Origin of the sequence: Paenalcaligenes hermetiae, from assembly GCF_039543645.1 — a bacterium.
Taxonomy (GTDB): Bacteria; Pseudomonadota; Gammaproteobacteria; order Burkholderiales; family Burkholderiaceae_B; genus Paenalcaligenes; species Paenalcaligenes hermetiae.
Window position 1 is genome coordinate 646478 of the sequence record NZ_BAABKD010000009.1, and the last position, 17731, is coordinate 664208.

The following is a 17731-nucleotide window of genomic DNA, read 5'->3' on the forward strand; positions in this document are numbered from 1 at the left end:
TGATGGATGGCTTTAGGCAGCGACTGCTTCAAGCGGCTGCGGATTTAGGTTTGGACCTGCAAGAGCAGCAGGTCCAAATTTTATTAAAATACTTACAGCAAATGCAACGTTGGAATCGCACGTATAACCTAACGGCTTTACGTGATCCTAATCTCATGCTAGTGCAGCATGTGTTCGATAGTCTAGCCGTAGTCCCTGCGATGCAATATATTGCGGAGCAAAAGGAAGGGCGCTTAACTATTGTAGATGTGGGCTCAGGTGGGGGCTTGCCTGGGGTGGTGTTGGCTGCTGCGTGTTCCACGTGGAACATACATTGCGTGGATGCTGTAGAAAAGAAAATGGCATTTGTGCGGCAAATGTCAGCGGTTTTAGGTTTGTCTAACTTGTCAGCACATCATGTGCGTATAGAGCAAGCCGAGCCATTCCAAGCTGATGTGGTTATCTCACGTGCTTTTGCCTCTTTGGTGGATTTTGTTAATTTATCTGAGCGCCATGTGGGGCCGCAAGGGCAAATCATTGCTATGAAGGCGAAGCATCCTGCTGAGGAGATTCAGGAGCTGGAGTCTAGAACATTATGGCGGGTGCAACATATAGAGCCGTTAATAGTACCTGAATTAAATGCGGAGCGCTGTTTGGTCTATTTACATAAGGATATGGCATGAGCAAAAAAAAACAAAGCTATGTGTTTTGTGTGGCGAACCAAAAGGGGGGGGTAGGCAAAACCACAACAACAGTTAATTTAGCAGCAGCGCTTAGCTCACTAAAACAAAAAGTTTTGCTAATCGATTTAGATCCTCAAGGGAATGCCACAATGGGCAGCGGAGTGGATAAGAACGATCTGGATCTTAGTGTCTATCAGGTGCTGATCGGGGCAAGTACGATCGATCAAAGTAAATACCGGTCAGATGCAGGCAATTATGATGTGTTAGCAGCAAATAGAGAGTTATCTGGTGCAGAGATTGATTTAGTACAAATCGATAAGCGAGAGCTGCAATTAAAAAAAGCGCTAGAGCATTGTAAAACCCATTATGATTTTGTACTTATTGACTGTCCTCCGACGCTCTCTTTATTGACCTTAAATGGTTTAGCTGCTGCGCATGGGGTGATTATTCCTATGCAGTGTGAGTATTTTGCATTAGAGGGGTTGTCTGACTTAGTCAATACAATTAAGCGTGTTTATCGTAACATTAACCCAGGCTTGGAATTGATAGGCTTGTTGCGTGTCATGTTTGATGGGCGTATCACATTGCAGCGTCAAGTGTCCGAGCAAATTGAAATGCACTTCGGAGATAAAGTGTTCCAAACGAAGATCCCTCGTAATGTGCGCTTAGCCGAAGCCCCTAGTCATGGGATGCCTGGGGTGATCTATGATAAGAGCTCTCGTGGTGCAAAAGCATACATGGATTTTGGCAAAGAGTTAATTCAGAGACTTAAGTCTGCAGAGAAGTAAAAGGAAAGACTATGGCAACGAGAAAGCCTAAAGGATTGGGTAGAGGGCTAGATGCTTTATTGGGAGCAGATGCTGCAGCGATTGATGAGCTAGGTAAACGTCCCGAAGCAATTGAGGGTATTCAATCTATTCCCTTGAAGCAAATACAAGCCGGAAAGTATCAGCCACGTACGTTGATGGATGAGGGGGCACTAAATGAGTTGGCTGACTCCATTAAAAGTCAGGGGTTAATGCAGCCCATTTTGGTTCGTCCAATTAAGGCCGCCGCTCCGGTTAAGTACGAAATAGTGGCTGGAGAAAGGCGCTATAGAGCCGCCGCCCTTGCTGGTCTAAAGACGATCCCAGCTTTGGTGCGAGAGATCGAAGATAAGAATGCAGCGATCATGGCTTTGATCGAAAACATGCAACGCGAGGATTTAAATCCACTTGAGGAGGCGCAAGGGGTAAAACGCTTAATTGAAGAGTTCAGTTATACCCATGAACAAGCTGCGCAAGCCATCGGTCGCTCTCGTTCCGCCACAAGTAACTTATTACGCTTATTAAATTTAGCGGATTCCGTACAAACCATGTTGGTAGCAGGTGATATTGATATGGGACATGCGCGTGCTTTACTGGCCGTGGATGCTGCTGCTCAGATCCTGCTTGCTAATGAGGTTGTGGCTCGACGTTTATCCGTGCGTGAGACGGAAAAACTGGTTGCTAGATATGTAAATGGTGAGCTTGATCTATCAAAAAATGCTGCGTCGCGCAAAAAGGCGGTCAATGCAGATATTAAGCGTTTTGAAACCACGCTTGCCGACTATTTAGGTACGACAGTAACGATTAAAGCGAATGCGAAAAATAAAGGCTATCTGCAGATTTCCTTCCAGGATTGGGATCATTTGCAAGATTTGCTGCAAAAGCAGGGCTTGGACCGCTTATTTCAGGACGGCGAATAGAAGCACTATTTTTTTCCCCTAGTATAAGTGTTTTTTGCTAGGGGGGATTCAAATGTGGCGCTGCACCATCATATCTGTAACCATAATAATAACGTACCATGTACTAGTGCAAATGCCAGCTGCGTCGATGACGCGGTTTCTTTATAGTACTTCCTTCATTTGGATGTCATGGTGTAGTGTTTAAAGCACAGCAAATGTAACAGATTGTTTGTTTGAGTTTTTATGCTTTGCTTTCTCAAGGGGAGACGTATGTTTAAATCGATAACCAACTTTTCCGTGCGCTTGGTCGAACGGTATCTGCCTGATCCTTATATTTTTGTCATTATTTTGACTTTGATTGCAGGCGGAGCTGCTTGGTTTGGCGAGCAAAAAACGCCCATGGAAGTGATTACCATGTGGGGCGATGGGTTTTGGGGTTTGCTCAGTTTTACGATGCAGATGCTACTGGTGTTAGTGGCTGGTTACATGTTGGCCAGCACACCGGCTGTACGTAAAATTCTATCTACGTTAGCCTCCGTACCCAAAAGTTCAGGAGCGGCCATTATCATGGTAACAGTGGTGGCTTTAGCGGCAGATTGGATTAACTGGGGATTTGGCTTGGTAGTCAGTGCGCTGTTTGCTAAAGAGCTGGCGCGTAAAATTCGCGTGGACTACCGTCTTTTGGTGGCCAGTGCGTATTCTGGGTTTATTGTCTGGCATGGCGGCCTAGCGGGGTCTATTCCTTTGACAATTGCTACCCAAGGGCATTTTCATGAAGCGCAAATGGGCATAGTCCCCACCAGCGAGACAATTTTTTCTACCTTCAATCTTATCATCGTCATCGGGATGTTTATTGTTGTTCCGCTGGTCAATCGGATGATGATGCCGGATGAAAAAAACAGTGTTTATATTGACCCAGAGCTGTTGGATGAGTCACATACTACTTATGAGATTGAGCGTGATACACGACCAGCCGCACGTCTGGAAAACAGCCGGCTTTTGGCTATGTTGATAGGGTTTGCTGGGTTAACGTATCTGTTTAATTACTATATTATTCGTGGCGCGGGACTAAACTTAAATGTTATTAACTTCACCTTTTTAATCCTAGCTATTGTGTTACATGGGAACTCGCGTAACTTATTAAATGCGCTTGATGAGGCCATCAAGGGAGGGGCGGGAATTGTAATTCAGTTCCCTTTTTATGCCGGTATTATGGCAATTATGGTGCAGTCGGGCTTAGCCGCCTCGTTATCAGATTGGTTGGTTTCTTTTGCGACTCAAACCACATTGCCGTTTTGGACTTTCTTAAGCGCGGGCTTAGTAAATGTGTTTGTTCCATCAGGTGGTGGTCAGTGGGCTGTACAAAGCTCTGTTGTGATTGCCGCCGCTCAGTCGCTTGATGTGGATCTAGCGCGTGTAGCGATGGCGGTTGCTTGGGGGGATGCGTGGACAAATTTACTGCAGCCATTTTGGGCGCTTCCTGTCTTAGCGATAGCAGGTTTGAAAGCTAAGGACATCATGGGTTTTTGTTTAATCCAGCTGTTTGTAACGGGGCTGTTGATTTCGGTAGTGCTCACTTTCTTTTAGACTAGCGTGTTTGTGCGCCTAACTTAACCTCAAAAGACTTTTATGTCTTTTGAGGTTAATGCTTGACCTTTAGGGTTCGTTGGGTCATAATGACATTCTTTGGATCTTTTAATAAATAAAAATTCAAAAGGGCTTGACTTATCTAATTAGCTCAAGCATAATCACATTTTCCATATAAATGGTGGGATACCCAAGTGGCTAACGGGGGCAGACTGTAAATCTGTTGGCTTACGCCTACGTAGGTTCGAATCCTACTCCCACCACCAGATTTTCATATAGTTGCACTTATTGTATTTCGGGTTGAAAGAATCTGAATCACCTGCGGGTGTAGCTCAATGGTAGAGCAGAAGCCTTCCAAGCTTAAGACGAGGGTTCGATTCCCTTCACCCGCTCCATCAACTATATATTAATACCGCCCATGTGGCTCAGTGGTAGAGCACTCCCTTGGTAAGGGAGAGGTCGGCAGTTCGATCCTGCCCATGGGCACCACCTCTTCTTATCTTCATTTATCACGTTTAATTCCCTTCAGGAGTCTGCCATGGCTAAAGGCAAGTTCGAACGGACTAAACCGCACGTCAACGTCGGCACCATTGGTCACGTTGACCACGGTAAAACCACTTTAACCGCTGCAATTTGTACAGTTCTAGCCAAAGAATACGGTGGCGAAGCACGCGACTACGCACAAATTGACGCTGCTCCTGAAGAGAAAGCACGCGGTATCACCATTTCGACTTCTCACGTAGAGTACGAAACCCCTGATCGTCACTACGCTCACGTTGACTGCCCTGGTCACGCTGACTATGTGAAAAACATGATTACGGGTGCCGCGCAGATGGACGGCGCGATTCTTGTGGTATCGGCTGCTGATGGTCCTATGCCTCAGACACGTGAGCACATTTTGTTAAGCCGTCAGGTTGGCGTGCCTTACATTGTTGTGTTCTTGAACAAAGCGGACATGGTCGACGACGAAGAGTTGCTCGAGCTTGTAGAAATGGAAGTACGCGAGCTGCTCTCTAGCTACGACTTCCCTGGTGATGACACACCCATCATCAAAGGTTCCGCTAAGCTTGCTCTTGAGGGCGACATGGGTCCTTTGGGTCACCAGGCTGTGCTTGAGCTAGCTAAAGCCCTCGACACCTACATTCCTACCCCTGAGCGTGCAGTAGACGGTTCTTTCTTGATGCCTGTGGAAGACGTGTTCTCGATTTCTGGCCGTGGTACTGTGGTAACCGGTCGTATTGAGCGCGGTATCATTAAAGTTGGTGAGGAGATCGAGATTGTCGGTATCCGTGACACCGTTAAGTCCACATGTACTGGTGTGGAAATGTTCCGCAAGCTGCTTGATCAGGGTGAAGCGGGTGATAACGTGGGTGTCTTGCTACGTGGTACCAAGCGTGAAGACGTTGAGCGTGGTCAAGTTTTGGCAGCGCCTGGCACCATCAAGCCTCACACCGACTTTGCGGCAGAGGTTTACATTCTGTCCAAAGAAGAGGGTGGTCGTCACACGCCTTTCTTTAAAGGCTACCGTCCTCAGTTCTACTTCCGTACGACTGACGTGACAGGTACTATTGAGCTACCTGAAGACAAGGAAATGGTTCTACCTGGCGATAACGTCGCGATGAACGTTTCTTTGATTGCTCCTATCGCCATGGAAGAGGGTCTACGTTTCGCGATTCGCGAGGGTGGCCGTACCGTTGGTGCTGGTGTGGTAGCTAAAATCATCAAATAGTAGTTGCTAAATAGTGCAAAAGGGTATACAATACCTTTTTGCACTTAATGTGTAGATGTGGTTCTTATTACATCTGCTTTAAGGTCTAGGGGTATAGCTCAATTGGCAGAGCGTCGGTCTCCAAAACCGAAGGTTGAGGGTTCGATTCCTTCTGCCCCTGCCACTTCAGTCAATCGTCACTTTTCGTGACGTCCTATCGTCGGATTATGTCGAATACCAACGTTGAAACCGTAAACAGAGGCCCTGACCGCATAAAATTGGGTCTGGCGATTGCCGTACTTGCTGCTGGAATTGTTGGTTATTCCATGCTGGAAACTCAACCCGGGATTGTCCGGGTAGCTGTGTTTCTAGCATCTGTGGTTGTTGCCGCCCTTATTGTCTGGACTTCACATACGGGTAAACGTGCCGTGGGCTATATTAAGGACTCTTATACCGAAGTCAAGCGAGTCCATTGGCCTAGCCGCAAAGAAACCACTCAAATGACAGCAATTGTCTTTGCTTTTGTTTCTGTTATGGCGGTTCTGTTGTGGATTATCGACAAGGGACTAGAGTGGGTTATCTATGGCCTATTATTAGGCTGGAAATAAAGGGCACACATGAGCAAACGCTGGTATGTCGTACACGTTTATTCCGGAATGGAAAAAAGCGTGCAAAGGGCTTTAATCGAGCGCATTGAACGTGCCGAGCTCCAAGACTCATTCGGTCAGATCCTTATCCCTTCCGAAGAAGTCATTGAAGTTAAAAACGGTAAAAAATCCATCACGCAACGTCGTATTTTCCCTGGCTATGTCTTGGTTGAAATGGATTTAACCGATGAAACGTGGCACTTAGTACGTAGTACAAATCGGGTCACTGGTTTCTTGGGTGGTTCTGGGAATCGTCCAACACCAATTTCTCAGCGTGAGGTCGACGAAATCCTCTCCCAAATGGAAGAGGGCACTGAGAAACCCCGTCCAAAAATTCTATTCGAAGTTGGCGAAATGGTGCGTGTTAAAGAAGGCCCATTTGCAGATTTCAACGGCAACGTCGAAGAAGTCAACTACGAAAAATCCAAGGTGCGTGTTTCGGTCACTATTTTTGGCCGTTCCACCCCTGTAGAACTCGATTTTGATCAGGTCGAAAAGACCTAGTTTATTAACCCCCGGGGAGCCATTTTACTGATGGCGCTTACCCGCAAGGAGTCATTAACATGGCGAAGAAAATCGTCGGTTTTATCAAGCTGCAAGTTCCAGCTGGTAAAGCTAACCCTTCCCCACCTATTGGTCCAGCATTGGGTCAACGTGGTCTAAACATCATGGAATTCTGTAAAGCCTTTAATGCCCAAACACAGGGCATGGAACCAGGCTTGCCGATTCCTGTTGTGATTACTGCTTACGCTGACAAGAGCTTTACTTTTGTCATGAAAACCCCACCTGCGACGATTCTTATTAAGAAAGCCGTAGGTATTCAAAGCGGTTCCGCTCGTCCTAACTTAGACAAAGTTGGTACTTTGACGCGCGCTCAAGCCGAAGAAATCGCTAAAACCAAAGAACCCGACCTAACTGCCGCCGATATGGATGCAGCGGTCCGCACTATTGCTGGTACTGCTCGCAGTATGGGTATTAATGTTGAGGGGGTTTAATCGTCATGGCTAAATTAAGCAAACGCGCAGCAGCTATTGCCGCTAAAATCGACCGCAACAAACTCTACCCTGTAGAGGAAGCTTTAACCCTAGTTAAAGAAACCGCTACAGCCAAATTCGACGAATCCATCGACGTAGCTGTTCAGCTAGGTATCGACCCCCGTAAATCCGACCAGTTGGTTCGTGGTTCCGTGGTATTGCCTGCTGGTACAGGTAAATCTGTACGTGTGGCTGTTTTTGCTCAAGGCGATAAAGCCGAAGAAGCGCGTGCAGCCGGTGCGGATATCGTTGGCATGGAAGATCTAGCAGAGCAAATCAAAGCCGGTCAAATGGATTTTGATGTTGTGATTGCTTCTCCCGATGCGATGCGTATTGTTGGTACTCTTGGTCAGATCTTAGGCCCCCGTGGCTTAATGCCTAACCCTAAAGTTGGTACGGTGACACCAGATGTGGTTACCGCGATCAATAATGCCAAAGCTGGTCAGGTACAGTATCGTACCGACAAAGCAGGTATTATTCACGCTACCATCGGCCGTGCGTCATTTGATGTTGAAAAACTACAGCAGAACTTGCTCGCACTTGTAGATGCTCTAAATAAAGCACGTCCTACCGCTGCTAAAGGCGTTTACATGCGTAAAATCGCTGTGTCCTCCACCATGGGTGGCGGTGCACGCGTAGATGTTGCTTCTTTACAAGCCTAATTTGGCTTATAAAGATCATTAATTACTTTGGGCTGCAGCTTTAGGGCTGTTGCTGTCAAAGACCGTTGGAGCTAATACGTTTAGCTTAATCAAATCGATTTATCGGTTTATCCAGCGTAGACGGCGCCCAGGAAGATTTTCTTTCCAGAATTTCGACCAGGTGCGCCGCATTCGGTTGATGTAAGGAATACCCCTTACATCTAAGAAAGGAGTGTTCAACCGTGAGTCTCAATCGTCAAGAGAAAGCGCTAGTTATCGAAGAGGTTGCTGGTCAAGTCGCCAACGCCCAATCGATCGTTATCGCTGAATATCGTGGTTTGGACGTGGCCTCCGTTACCGTATTGCGCAAACAAGCGCGTGAGTCGGGTGTGTACCTACGTGTTCTCAAAAACACGTTAGTACGTCGTGCTCTTACAGATACTTCTTTTGATGGGCTATCTGACCAACTCGTTGGTCCTTTGATGTACGCCATCAGTGAAGACCCTGTAGCAGCAGCGAAAACCATGGTTGAATTCGCTAAAACCAACCCAAGCCTAGTCATTAAAGGCGGTGCTATGCCTAATAGCATCCTTGACGAAGCGGGTGTTAAAGCGTTGGCATCCATGCCCTCTCGCGACGAGCTATTGGCGAAATTGCTTGGCACTATGCAAGCACCTATCGCGCAATTTGTGCGTACGCTTAACGAAATTCCTACTAAATTTGTACGTGGCTTGGCCGCTGTACGCGATCAAAAAGAAAGCGCGTAATTACAAATTGATTGGATGCTCGTTGTATCGGGTACCATTCCCAAACCTGGCATAAAACTTTTTTTCTGGAAATTTGAAAATGACTAAAGATCAAATCCTCGAAGCCATCGCTAGCATGTCCGTGCTAGAGCTATCCGAGCTAATCACCGAAATGGAAGAGAAATTCGGTGTATCCGCTGCTGCTGCCGCTGTTGCTGTTGCTGCTCCTGCCGCTGGCGGTGCTGCTGGTGCTGCTGCTGAAGAGAAAACCGAGTTCACCGTTCACCTAGCTGAAGTTGGTGACAAGAAAGTTAACGTAATTAAAGCTGTTCGCGAAATCACTGGCTTAGGCTTGAAAGAAGCTAAAGACCTCGTTGACGGTGCACCTAAAGACGTTAAAGAAGGCGTTTCCAAAGACGAAGCTGAAGAAGCTAAGAAAAAGCTTGAAGAAGCTGGCGCTAAAGTCGAGCTTAAATAATCTCGATTCGCGTGCCCGGGAAGTGCTTTATATGCCTTCCCGGGCTTTTGCGTCTCCAGAAAACCTATTGATTCTAGATAATTTTGAGTCAGGTTTTCTAGAGTCGTAAACCGGGGTCGTGGTTGACGGCCCGTGTAACCCTTGAGTCGGAGTGCTCATGCCTTATTCGTACACCGAAAAAAAGCGCATACGCAAGAGCTTCGCCAAACGTGAAGACGTCCAGCAGGTTCCTTATTTATTGGCAACACAGTTGGAGTCTTACAAGACGTTCCTTCAAAAAGACGTCTTACCTTCGGAACGTAAAAACGAAGGTTTGCAAGAAGCTTTTAATTCCATTTTCCCTATTGTAAGTCATAACCAAATGGCACGGCTAGAGTTTGTTAGCTATGTGCTGGGTGAGCCTGTGTTTGACGTCAAAGAATGTCAAATGCGGGGCTTGACTTATGCTTCACCTTTGCGTGCCAAAGTACGTTTGGTCATTATGGACCGCGAGGTAAGCAAACCTACCGTCAAGGAAATTAAAGAACAAGAAGTCTACATGGGCGAGTTGCCCTTGATGACAGAAAACGGTTCTTTTGTCATTAACGGTACTGAGCGTGTAATTGTGTCCCAGTTACACCGTTCTCCTGGTGTGTTTTTTGAACATGACCGGGGTAAAACGCACAGCTCAGGGAAATTGCTATTTTCTGCGCGCGTCATTCCTTACCGTGGCTCGTGGCTCGATTTTGAGTTCGATCCTAAAGATATTCTATTTTTCCGTATCGACCGCCGTCGCAAAATGCCTGTTACCATTTTGCTTAAAGCGATTGGTATGACACCAGAAGCCATTTTGGCACATTTCTTTGAGTTCGATCATATTGAGCTCCAAGATGATGGCGGCCGCCTGCAGTTTGTATCCAAACGCTGGCGTGGTGAAGTGGCGAGCTTTGATATTAAAGACCGCGATGGTAACGTCATTGTTGAAAAAGACAAGCGTATCAATGCCCGTCATATCCGTTTATTAGACGAAGCCAAAATCGATTACATTTCGATCCCTGAGGAATCCTTAGTGGGTCGCACATTAGCAAAAAATGTGGTGAATCCTGATACAGGTGAAATCATCGCTAAAGCTAATGATGAGATCACGGAAACCATGTTGGTCGAAATGCGTGCCGCTAATATCCGTGAAATTGAAACCCTCTATATTAACGACCTTGATCAAGGTGGTTATATCTCATTGACCCTGCGCACCGATGATACGGCTGACCAAATGGCTGCTCGTATTGCGATTTATCGCATGATGCGCCCAGGTGAGCCTCCAACCGAAGAGGCTGTCGAAGCCTTATTCCAGCGTCTGTTCTACAGCGAGGAAACCTACGATTTGTCTCGTGTTGGTCGCATGAAGGTCAACAGCCGTTTAGGTCGAGGCGAGGATACCTCTGGGCCGATGACACTAACCGACGAGGACATTGTTGATACGATTAAAGTCCTTGTTGACTTGCGTAACGGTAAAGGTCAGATCGACGATATTGATCACTTAGGTAATCGTCGTGTGCGTTGTGTTGGGGAGCTAGCGGAAAACCAGTTCCGTGCTGGGTTAGTTCGTGTTGAGCGTGCTGTCAAAGAGCGTTTAGGTCAAGCTGAAAGCGAAAACTTGATGCCGCATGACCTCATCAACTCACGTCCTATTTCTGCCGCGGTGAAAGAGTTTTTTGGCTCAAGCCAGCTGTCGCAGTTTATGGACCAGACCAACCCCTTATCCGAAATTACGCATAAGCGTCGTGTTTCGGCCTTGGGTCCTGGTGGGTTGACGCGCGAACGTGCTGGGTTTGAGGTACGAGATGTACACCCCACGCATTATGGTCGAGTATGTCCTATTGAAACCCCCGAGGGTCCAAACATTGGTTTGATTAACTCCATGGCATTGTATGCCCGCTTGAATGAGTACGGTTTCTTAGAGACTCCGTATCGTAAAGTGGACAACTGCCGTGTGACAGATGAAATCGTGTATCTGTCTGCGATCGAAGAAAGCAACTACATCATTGCGCAAGCGAACGCAGAGTTGGATGACGAGGGACGTTTCGTCGATGAGCTGATTGCTTGTCGTGAAGCGGGCGAAACGCTAATGACTGCACCTGAAAACGTACAGTATATGGACGTTGCACCGTCGCAGATTGTATCAGTAGCGGCTTCTTTGATTCCTTTCCTTGAGCATGATGACGCGAACCGTGCCTTGATGGGCGCGAACATGCAGCGTCAGGCTGTACCTTGCTTGCGTCCAGAGAAACCTTTAGTGGGTACTGGAATTGAGCGCACCGTGGCGGTTGACTCCGGCACAACGGTACAAGCACGTCGTGGTGGGGTTGTGGATCACGTGGATGCCGACCGTGTCGTGATTCGTGTGAACGATGACGAAAACATGGCGGGTGAAATCGGTGTGGACATTTATAACCTCACCAAGTACACACGTTCTAACCAAAATACCAACATTAACCAACGTCCTATCGTCAAACGTGGCGATGTGGTTGCACGTGGTGATGTATTGGCAGACGGGGCTTCAACCGACCTAGGCGAGCTGGCATTAGGGCAGAACATGATGATCGCCTTTATGCCGTGGAACGGGTATAACTTTGAGGACTCGATCTTAATTTCGGAAAAAGTCGTTGCTGATGACCGTTATACTTCGGTGCATATCGAAGAGTTAACCGTTGTTGCACGTGATACCAAATTAGGGCCCGAGGAAATTACCCGCGACATTAGTAACCTGTCAGAAACACAGTTAAACCGCTTAGATGACTCCGGTATTGTTTATATTGGAGCCGAGGTGCGTGCGGATGACGTGTTGGTTGGTAAAGTAACGCCTAAAGGTGAAACCCAGCTAACTCCCGAAGAAAAATTACTTCGTGCTATTTTTGGGGAAAAAGCCTCTGACGTAAAAGACACATCCTTGCGTGTCCCTTCGGGCATGGTAGGAACCGTTATTGATGTCCAGGTCTTTACGCGTGAGGGTATAGAGCGTGATAAGCGTGCTCAGTCCATTATCGACGATGAGTTACGTCGCTATCGCCAAGACTTAAATGACCAGCTTCGCATTGTAGAGGACGACGCATTTGACCGTATCGAAAAATTCTTGATCGGTAAAGTCGTTAACGGTGGTCCACGTCGTTTGACCAAAGGCTCGGAAATCACCGCCGAATATCTTGCAAGTCTAGAAGACCGCTGGCAGTGGTTTGATATTCGTCTAGCAGACGAAGAGCATGCCGTGGTGCTAGAGCACACCAAAGATTCGCTAGAGCAAAAACGTCACCAGTTTGATTTGGCTTTTGAAGAAAAGCGCAAAAAACTCACACAGGGTGATGAGTTGCCTCCAGGGGTACTGAAAATGGTCAAGGTCTACCTAGCTGTAAAACGTCGTTTGCAGCCGGGTGACAAGATGGCTGGTCGTCACGGTAACAAAGGGGTGGTTTCCCGCATTACACCTGTTGAAGACATGCCTCACATGGCCGATGGCACGCCTGTTGATATTGTGTTGAACCCCTTAGGGGTGCCTTCACGAATGAACGTTGGGCAGGTGCTTGAGGTTCATTTAGGCTGGGCAGCCAAAGGTATTGGTCATCGAATTAACGAAATGCTTGAGCAAGAAAAAGGCGCTCAGGTAGCGGAAATTCGTGAGTACCTGGACAAGGTCTATAACACAACGGGGCAAAAAGCGGATCTTTCTTCGTTCACGGATGATGAAATCCTTGAAATGGCGCATAACTTACGCGAGGGCTTGCCATTGGCTACTCCTGTGTTTGATGGTGCGACCGAAGAAGAAATCAAGGTCATGCTAGAGCTAGCCTATCCAGATGATATTGCAGAAAAATTGCAGCTCACAGAAGACCGTACGCAGATCACTTTGTACGATGGACGTACGGGTGAGAAGTTCGAGCGTCCAGTCACGGTGGGTTATATGCACTTCTTGAAATTGCACCACTTGGTCGATGACAAGATGCATGCTCGTTCTACTGGTCCTTACTCGCTCGTTACTCAGCAGCCGCTGGGTGGTAAAGCGCAGTTCGGTGGTCAGCGTTTTGGTGAGATGGAGGTCTGGGCTCTAGAAGCTTATGGCGCCGCTTACACGCTACAGGAAATGCTCACGGTGAAATCCGATGACATTGCCGGCCGTACTAAGGTTTATGAGAACATTGTCAAGGGTGATCACGTCATTGATGCTGGCATGCCAGAGTCCTTTAATGTATTGGTCAAAGAAATTCGATCCTTGTCCCTTGACATGGATTTGGAGCGTAAATAATGAAAGCTCTATTAAATCTCTTTAAGCAAGTGAATCAGGAAGAGCAATTCGATGCAATCCGCATCGGCGTTGCCTCCCCTGAGAAAATCCGCTCCTGGTCTTACGGCGAAGTCCGTAAGCCAGAAACGATTAACTACCGCACGTTTAAGCCCGAGCGCGATGGTTTGTTTTGCGCTAAGATTTTTGGTCCAACCAAAGATTACGAGTGTTTGTGCGGTAAATACAAACGCTTAAAGCATCGCGGTGTAATCTGCGAAAAATGTGGTGTAGAGGTTACCGTATCCAAGGTGCGTCGTGAGCGCATGGCACACATTGAGTTGGCGTGTCCGGTAGCCCATATTTGGTTCTTGAAAAGCCTCCCATCCCGTTTAGGTATGGTGTTGGATATGACATTGCGCGATATCGAGCGCGTGTTGTATTTCGAGGCATGGTGCGTCATTGATCCTGGCATGACTCCGCTCAAACGCGGTCAGATCATGTCCGATGATGACTACATGAGCAAAACCGAAGAGTACGGTGATGACTTCCACGCCCTGATGGGCGCGGAGGCGGTACGTGAGCTATTACGCACGATTGATATCGACCGCGAGGTTGAGACATTACGTGCTGAGCTCAAAGCCACCGGTTCGGACGCTAAAATCAAAAAAATCTCTAAGCGCCTAAAAGTCTTAGAGGGGTTCCAAAAATCGGGTATCAAGCCCGAATGGATGATCCTAGAGGTACTCCCTGTTTTACCTCCAGAGCTACGTCCATTGGTACCCCTAGACGGTGGTCGTTTTGCGACATCGGATTTGAACGACTTATACCGTCGTGTCATTAACCGTAATAACCGTTTAAAGCGTTTGCTTGAGCTCAAAGCCCCTGACATTATCTTGCGTAACGAAAAACGTATGCTGCAAGAGTCAGTGGACTCGTTATTAGATAACGGTCGTCGTGGTAAAGCCATGACCGGAGCCAACAAACGTCAGCTCAAATCTTTGGCCGATATGATCAAAGGTAAGAGCGGTCGTTTCCGTCAGAACTTGTTAGGTAAGCGCGTTGACTACTCCGGTCGTTCCGTGATCGTTGTGGGTCCTCAGCTAAAACTGCATGAGTGTGGCTTGCCTAAGCTCATGGCACTAGAGTTATTTAAGCCCTTTATTTTCAATCGCTTGGAAATGATGGGGTTGGCAACCACAATTAAAGCCGCTAAAAAGCTCGTGGAAAACCAAGAGCCCGTTGTTTGGGATATTCTTGAAGAGGTGATTCGCGAGCACCCAGTTATGCTAAACCGTGCACCAACTTTGCACCGTTTAGGTATTCAGGCGTTTGAGCCGGTCTTAATTGAAGGTAAAGCCATTCAGTTGCACCCGCTCGTTTGTGCGGCCTTTAACGCTGACTTTGACGGGGACCAAATGGCGGTACACGTACCGTTGTCCCTCGAAGCTCAGCTCGAAGCACGTACATTAATGTTGGCTTCGAACAACGTACTGTTCCCCGCTAACGGTGAGCCCTCTATTGTTCCTTCACAGGACATCGTGTTGGGGCTGTACTATGCAACTCGCTCCCGCATTAATGGTAAGGGCGAAGGCATGTTCTTTGCTGACGTGAGCGAAGTACAGCGTGCGTATGACAACCACGAGGTTGAGCTGCAAACGCGCGTCACAGTACGAGTGGATGAGTACAGTAAAGACGATCAGGGCGAATGGGTCGCAACAAAGCGTCGTGTAGAGACTACGGTAGGTCGTGCCCTGTTATCAGAGATTTTGCCTAAAGGCTTATCCTTTGATCTTCTTAATCAAACACTGAAGAAAAAAGAAATTTCGCGTTTGATTAATCAGTCCTTCCGTCGTTGCGGGCTGCGCGCTACAGTAATTTTTGCTGATAAGCTCATGCAAGCGGGCTTTAGCTTGGCCACACGTGGTGGTATTTCTATTGCCATGAACGACATGCTGGTGCCCGATGCCAAAACCGCCATTTTGGATAAAGCGGCGAACGAGGTCAAGGAAATCGATAAGCAATACTCCTCTGGTTTGGTAACCTCCCAAGAGCGCTATAACAACGTAGTGGATATTTGGGGTAAAGCCAGTGACCAGGTGGGTAAAGCAATGATGGAGCAGCTTGCCACAGAACCTGTTGTGGATCGCCAGGGGAATGAAACTCGTCAAGAGTCATTTAACTCCATCTACATGATGGCAGACTCCGGCGCGCGTGGTTCAGCAGCGCAGATTCGTCAGTTGGCGGGGATGCGTGGTTTGATGGCTAAGCCAGATGGTTCCATTATTGAAACCCCAATTACGGCTAACTTCCGTGAAGGACTAAACGTACTTCAGTACTTTATTTCTACCCACGGGGCACGTAAAGGTCTAGCGGATACGGCGCTGAAAACGGCGAACTCTGGTTATTTGACTCGTCGTTTGGTGGACGTCACTCAAGACTTGGTTATTACCGAAGACGATTGTGGCACCACAAGTGGCTACACCATGAAAGCCGTGCTGGATGGTGGTGAGGTCATTGAGCCCTTGCGTGATCGTATTCTTGGTCGTGTGGCGGCCGTGGATATTGTGAACCCTGATACGCAAGAAACCGTTGTTGTGGCGGGCACTTTGCTCGATGAGGATATTGTTGAGCTCATCGATCAGCTAGGGATTGATGAAGTTAAGATCCGTACGCCGCTAACATGTGAAACTCGCCATGGTTTATGTGCCCATTGTTATGGGCGTGACCTAGGTCGTGGTGCATTGGTGAACCGTGGTGAGGCCGTTGGTGTGATTGCCGCACAGTCGATCGGGGAACCAGGTACACAGTTAACCATGCGTACTTTCCACATTGGTGGTGCCGCATCTCGTGCAGCAACGACCAGTACTGTGGAAACCAAAACCGCAGGTCATGTTGGCTTTGCTTTAGGCTTGCGTTATGTCACCAATGCCAAAGGCGAATGCATTGCGATTTCGCGCTCAGGTGAGATCATCATTTATGATGACAACCGTCGTGAGCGTGAGCGTCATAAAATCCCATATGGTGCAACCATTGCGGTTAATGACGGTGAAAGCGTTAAAGCAGGACAGCGTATTGCTAGCTGGGATCCTTTAACTCGTCCTATTATTTCGGAATACTCCGGTACCGTTCGTTTCGAGAATATCGAAGAGGGTGTGACCGTAGCGAGCCAGGTGGACGAGGTAACGGGTTTGACCACCTTAGTGGTGATTACGCCGAAAACGCGTAGCGGCAAAACTGCGACACGTCCACAAATTAAACTGCTGAACGAAAAAGGCGAAGAAATTAAAATCGCCGGTACGGATCACTTGGTAAATATCTCTTTCCCTGTTGGGGCATTGATTACCGTTCGTGATGGTCAGCAAGTTTCTGTGGGTGAGGTCTTGGCGCGTATCCCGCAAGAGTCGCAAAAAACACGCGATATTACCGGGGGTCTACCACGAGTGGCGGAGCTTTTCGAAGCGCGTTCGCCTAAAGATGCCGGATTGTTGGCCGAGGTCACAGGTACCGTTTCCTTTGGTAAAGACACCAAAGGTAAGCAACGCTTGGTGATTACGGACCTAGATGGTGTGAGCCATGAGTTCTTGATTCCTAAAGAGAAGCAAGTCTTGGTGCACGACGGTCAAGTGGTTAACAAAGGTGAAACCATTGTGGATGGTCCGCCCGATCCACACGATATCTTACGTCTAAAAGGTATCGAGGAGCTAGCCAGCTACATCGTGAATGAAGTTCAAGACGTTTACCGCCTCCAAGGGGTAAAAATTAACGATAAACACATCGAGGTCATTGTTCGTCAAATGCTTCGTCGTGTGAATATCGTTGATCCAGGCGATACGGATTTCATTACCGGTGAGCAGGTTGAGCGTTCCGAGCTGTTAAATGCCAATGATAGAGTGTTAGCAAATAATGGTATTCCTGCTACATACGAAAACGTATTGTTGGGTATTACCAAGGCATCTTTGTCAACGGATTCGTTTATTTCAGCGGCGTCTTTCCAAGAGACCACTCGAGTGTTAACGGAAGCAGCTATCATGGGTAAACGTGATGAGTTGCGTGGTCTAAAAGAAAACGTCATTGTGGGACGTTTGATTCCTGCCGGTACGGGTATGGCGTATCACCATGCTCGTCATGAAAAAGAAGCATTAGAGCAGGCGGAGCGTCGTGCCGCTCGTGAACAAGAAAACCCGTTCATGGATGCACCCTCTACCGAGGACTCCGATGCGCAATAAGCGTTGAGACTAAAAGCCCACCGTAAAAAACGGTGGGCTTTTTTT

Annotated in this window: 13 protein-coding genes and 4 tRNA genes; all 17 read left to right on the forward strand. The window is 47.7% G+C overall.

What is annotated here, in order from left to right:
- Nucleotides 1–2: 2 nt before the first annotated feature.
- Complete coding sequence (gene rsmG, locus ABD980_RS08840; RefSeq protein WP_377536142.1) at nucleotides 3–662, forward strand: 16S rRNA (guanine(527)-N(7))-methyltransferase RsmG; 660 nt, start codon at nucleotides 3–5, stop codon at nucleotides 660–662.
- A complete protein-coding gene (locus ABD980_RS08845; protein ID WP_345371091.1) occupies nucleotides 659–1450 on the forward strand; it encodes a ParA family protein in 792 nt (263 codons plus the stop codon). Before rsmG ends, ABD980_RS08845 begins: the two co-directional genes overlap by 4 nt.
- Before the next feature lie 11 nt (nucleotides 1451–1461).
- On the forward strand, nucleotides 1462–2388 hold the full coding sequence (locus ABD980_RS08850) for a ParB/RepB/Spo0J family partition protein (protein ID WP_260650530.1): 927 nt from the start codon (nucleotides 1462–1464) through the stop codon (nucleotides 2386–2388).
- A gap of 249 nt (nucleotides 2389–2637) precedes the next feature.
- On the forward strand, nucleotides 2638–3954 hold the full coding sequence (locus ABD980_RS08855; RefSeq protein WP_345371094.1) for a short-chain fatty acid transporter: 1317 nt from the start codon (nucleotides 2638–2640) through the stop codon (nucleotides 3952–3954).
- A 180-nt stretch (nucleotides 3955–4134) separates the two neighbouring features.
- A tRNA-Tyr gene (locus ABD980_RS08860) sits at nucleotides 4135–4220 on the forward strand.
- 55 nt (nucleotides 4221–4275) lie between these two features.
- A tRNA-Gly gene (locus tag ABD980_RS08865) sits at nucleotides 4276–4349 on the forward strand.
- Nucleotides 4350–4368: 19 nt separating this feature from the next.
- A tRNA-Thr gene (locus ABD980_RS08870) sits at nucleotides 4369–4443 on the forward strand.
- A gap of 49 nt (nucleotides 4444–4492) precedes the next feature.
- The gene (tuf, locus tag ABD980_RS08875) at nucleotides 4493–5683 is read left to right on the forward strand and encodes an elongation factor Tu (protein ID WP_345371096.1); all 1191 of its coding nucleotides are present in this window, start codon (nucleotides 4493–4495) and stop codon (nucleotides 5681–5683) included.
- An 87-nt stretch (nucleotides 5684–5770) separates the two neighbouring features.
- Nucleotides 5771–5846 (forward strand) — tRNA-Trp (locus ABD980_RS08880).
- A 43-nt stretch (nucleotides 5847–5889) separates the two neighbouring features.
- On the forward strand, nucleotides 5890–6270 hold the full coding sequence (gene secE, locus ABD980_RS08885; protein ID WP_300648100.1) for a preprotein translocase subunit SecE: 381 nt from the start codon (nucleotides 5890–5892) through the stop codon (nucleotides 6268–6270).
- Nucleotides 6271–6279: 9 nt separating this feature from the next.
- Nucleotides 6280–6813, forward strand: a complete 534-nt coding sequence (gene nusG / locus ABD980_RS08890) for a transcription termination/antitermination protein NusG (protein ID WP_260650535.1) — start codon at nucleotides 6280–6282, stop codon at nucleotides 6811–6813.
- Nucleotides 6814–6872: 59 nt separating this feature from the next.
- Nucleotides 6873–7304: a 50S ribosomal protein L11 gene (gene rplK / locus ABD980_RS08895; protein WP_260650536.1), complete on the forward strand. Its 432-nt coding sequence runs from the start codon at nucleotides 6873–6875 to the stop codon at nucleotides 7302–7304.
- 5 nt (nucleotides 7305–7309) lie between these two features.
- Nucleotides 7310–8005, forward strand: a complete 696-nt coding sequence (gene rplA, locus ABD980_RS08900) for a 50S ribosomal protein L1 (protein WP_260650537.1) — start codon at nucleotides 7310–7312, stop codon at nucleotides 8003–8005.
- A gap of 221 nt (nucleotides 8006–8226) precedes the next feature.
- Nucleotides 8227–8751, forward strand: a complete 525-nt coding sequence (gene rplJ / locus ABD980_RS08905; protein ID WP_260650538.1) for a 50S ribosomal protein L10 — start codon at nucleotides 8227–8229, stop codon at nucleotides 8749–8751.
- A gap of 79 nt (nucleotides 8752–8830) precedes the next feature.
- Nucleotides 8831–9208, forward strand: a complete 378-nt coding sequence (rplL, locus tag ABD980_RS08910; protein WP_377536070.1) for a 50S ribosomal protein L7/L12 — start codon at nucleotides 8831–8833, stop codon at nucleotides 9206–9208.
- A gap of 157 nt (nucleotides 9209–9365) precedes the next feature.
- Complete coding sequence (gene rpoB, locus ABD980_RS08915) at nucleotides 9366–13481, forward strand: DNA-directed RNA polymerase subunit beta (RefSeq protein WP_260650540.1); 4116 nt, start codon at nucleotides 9366–9368, stop codon at nucleotides 13479–13481.
- A complete protein-coding gene (gene rpoC, locus ABD980_RS08920; protein WP_300648107.1) occupies nucleotides 13481–17686 on the forward strand; it encodes a DNA-directed RNA polymerase subunit beta' in 4206 nt (1401 codons plus the stop codon). The genes rpoB and rpoC overlap by 1 nt, the downstream gene beginning before the upstream one ends.
- The last annotated feature ends 45 nt before the right edge of the window (nucleotides 17687–17731 follow it).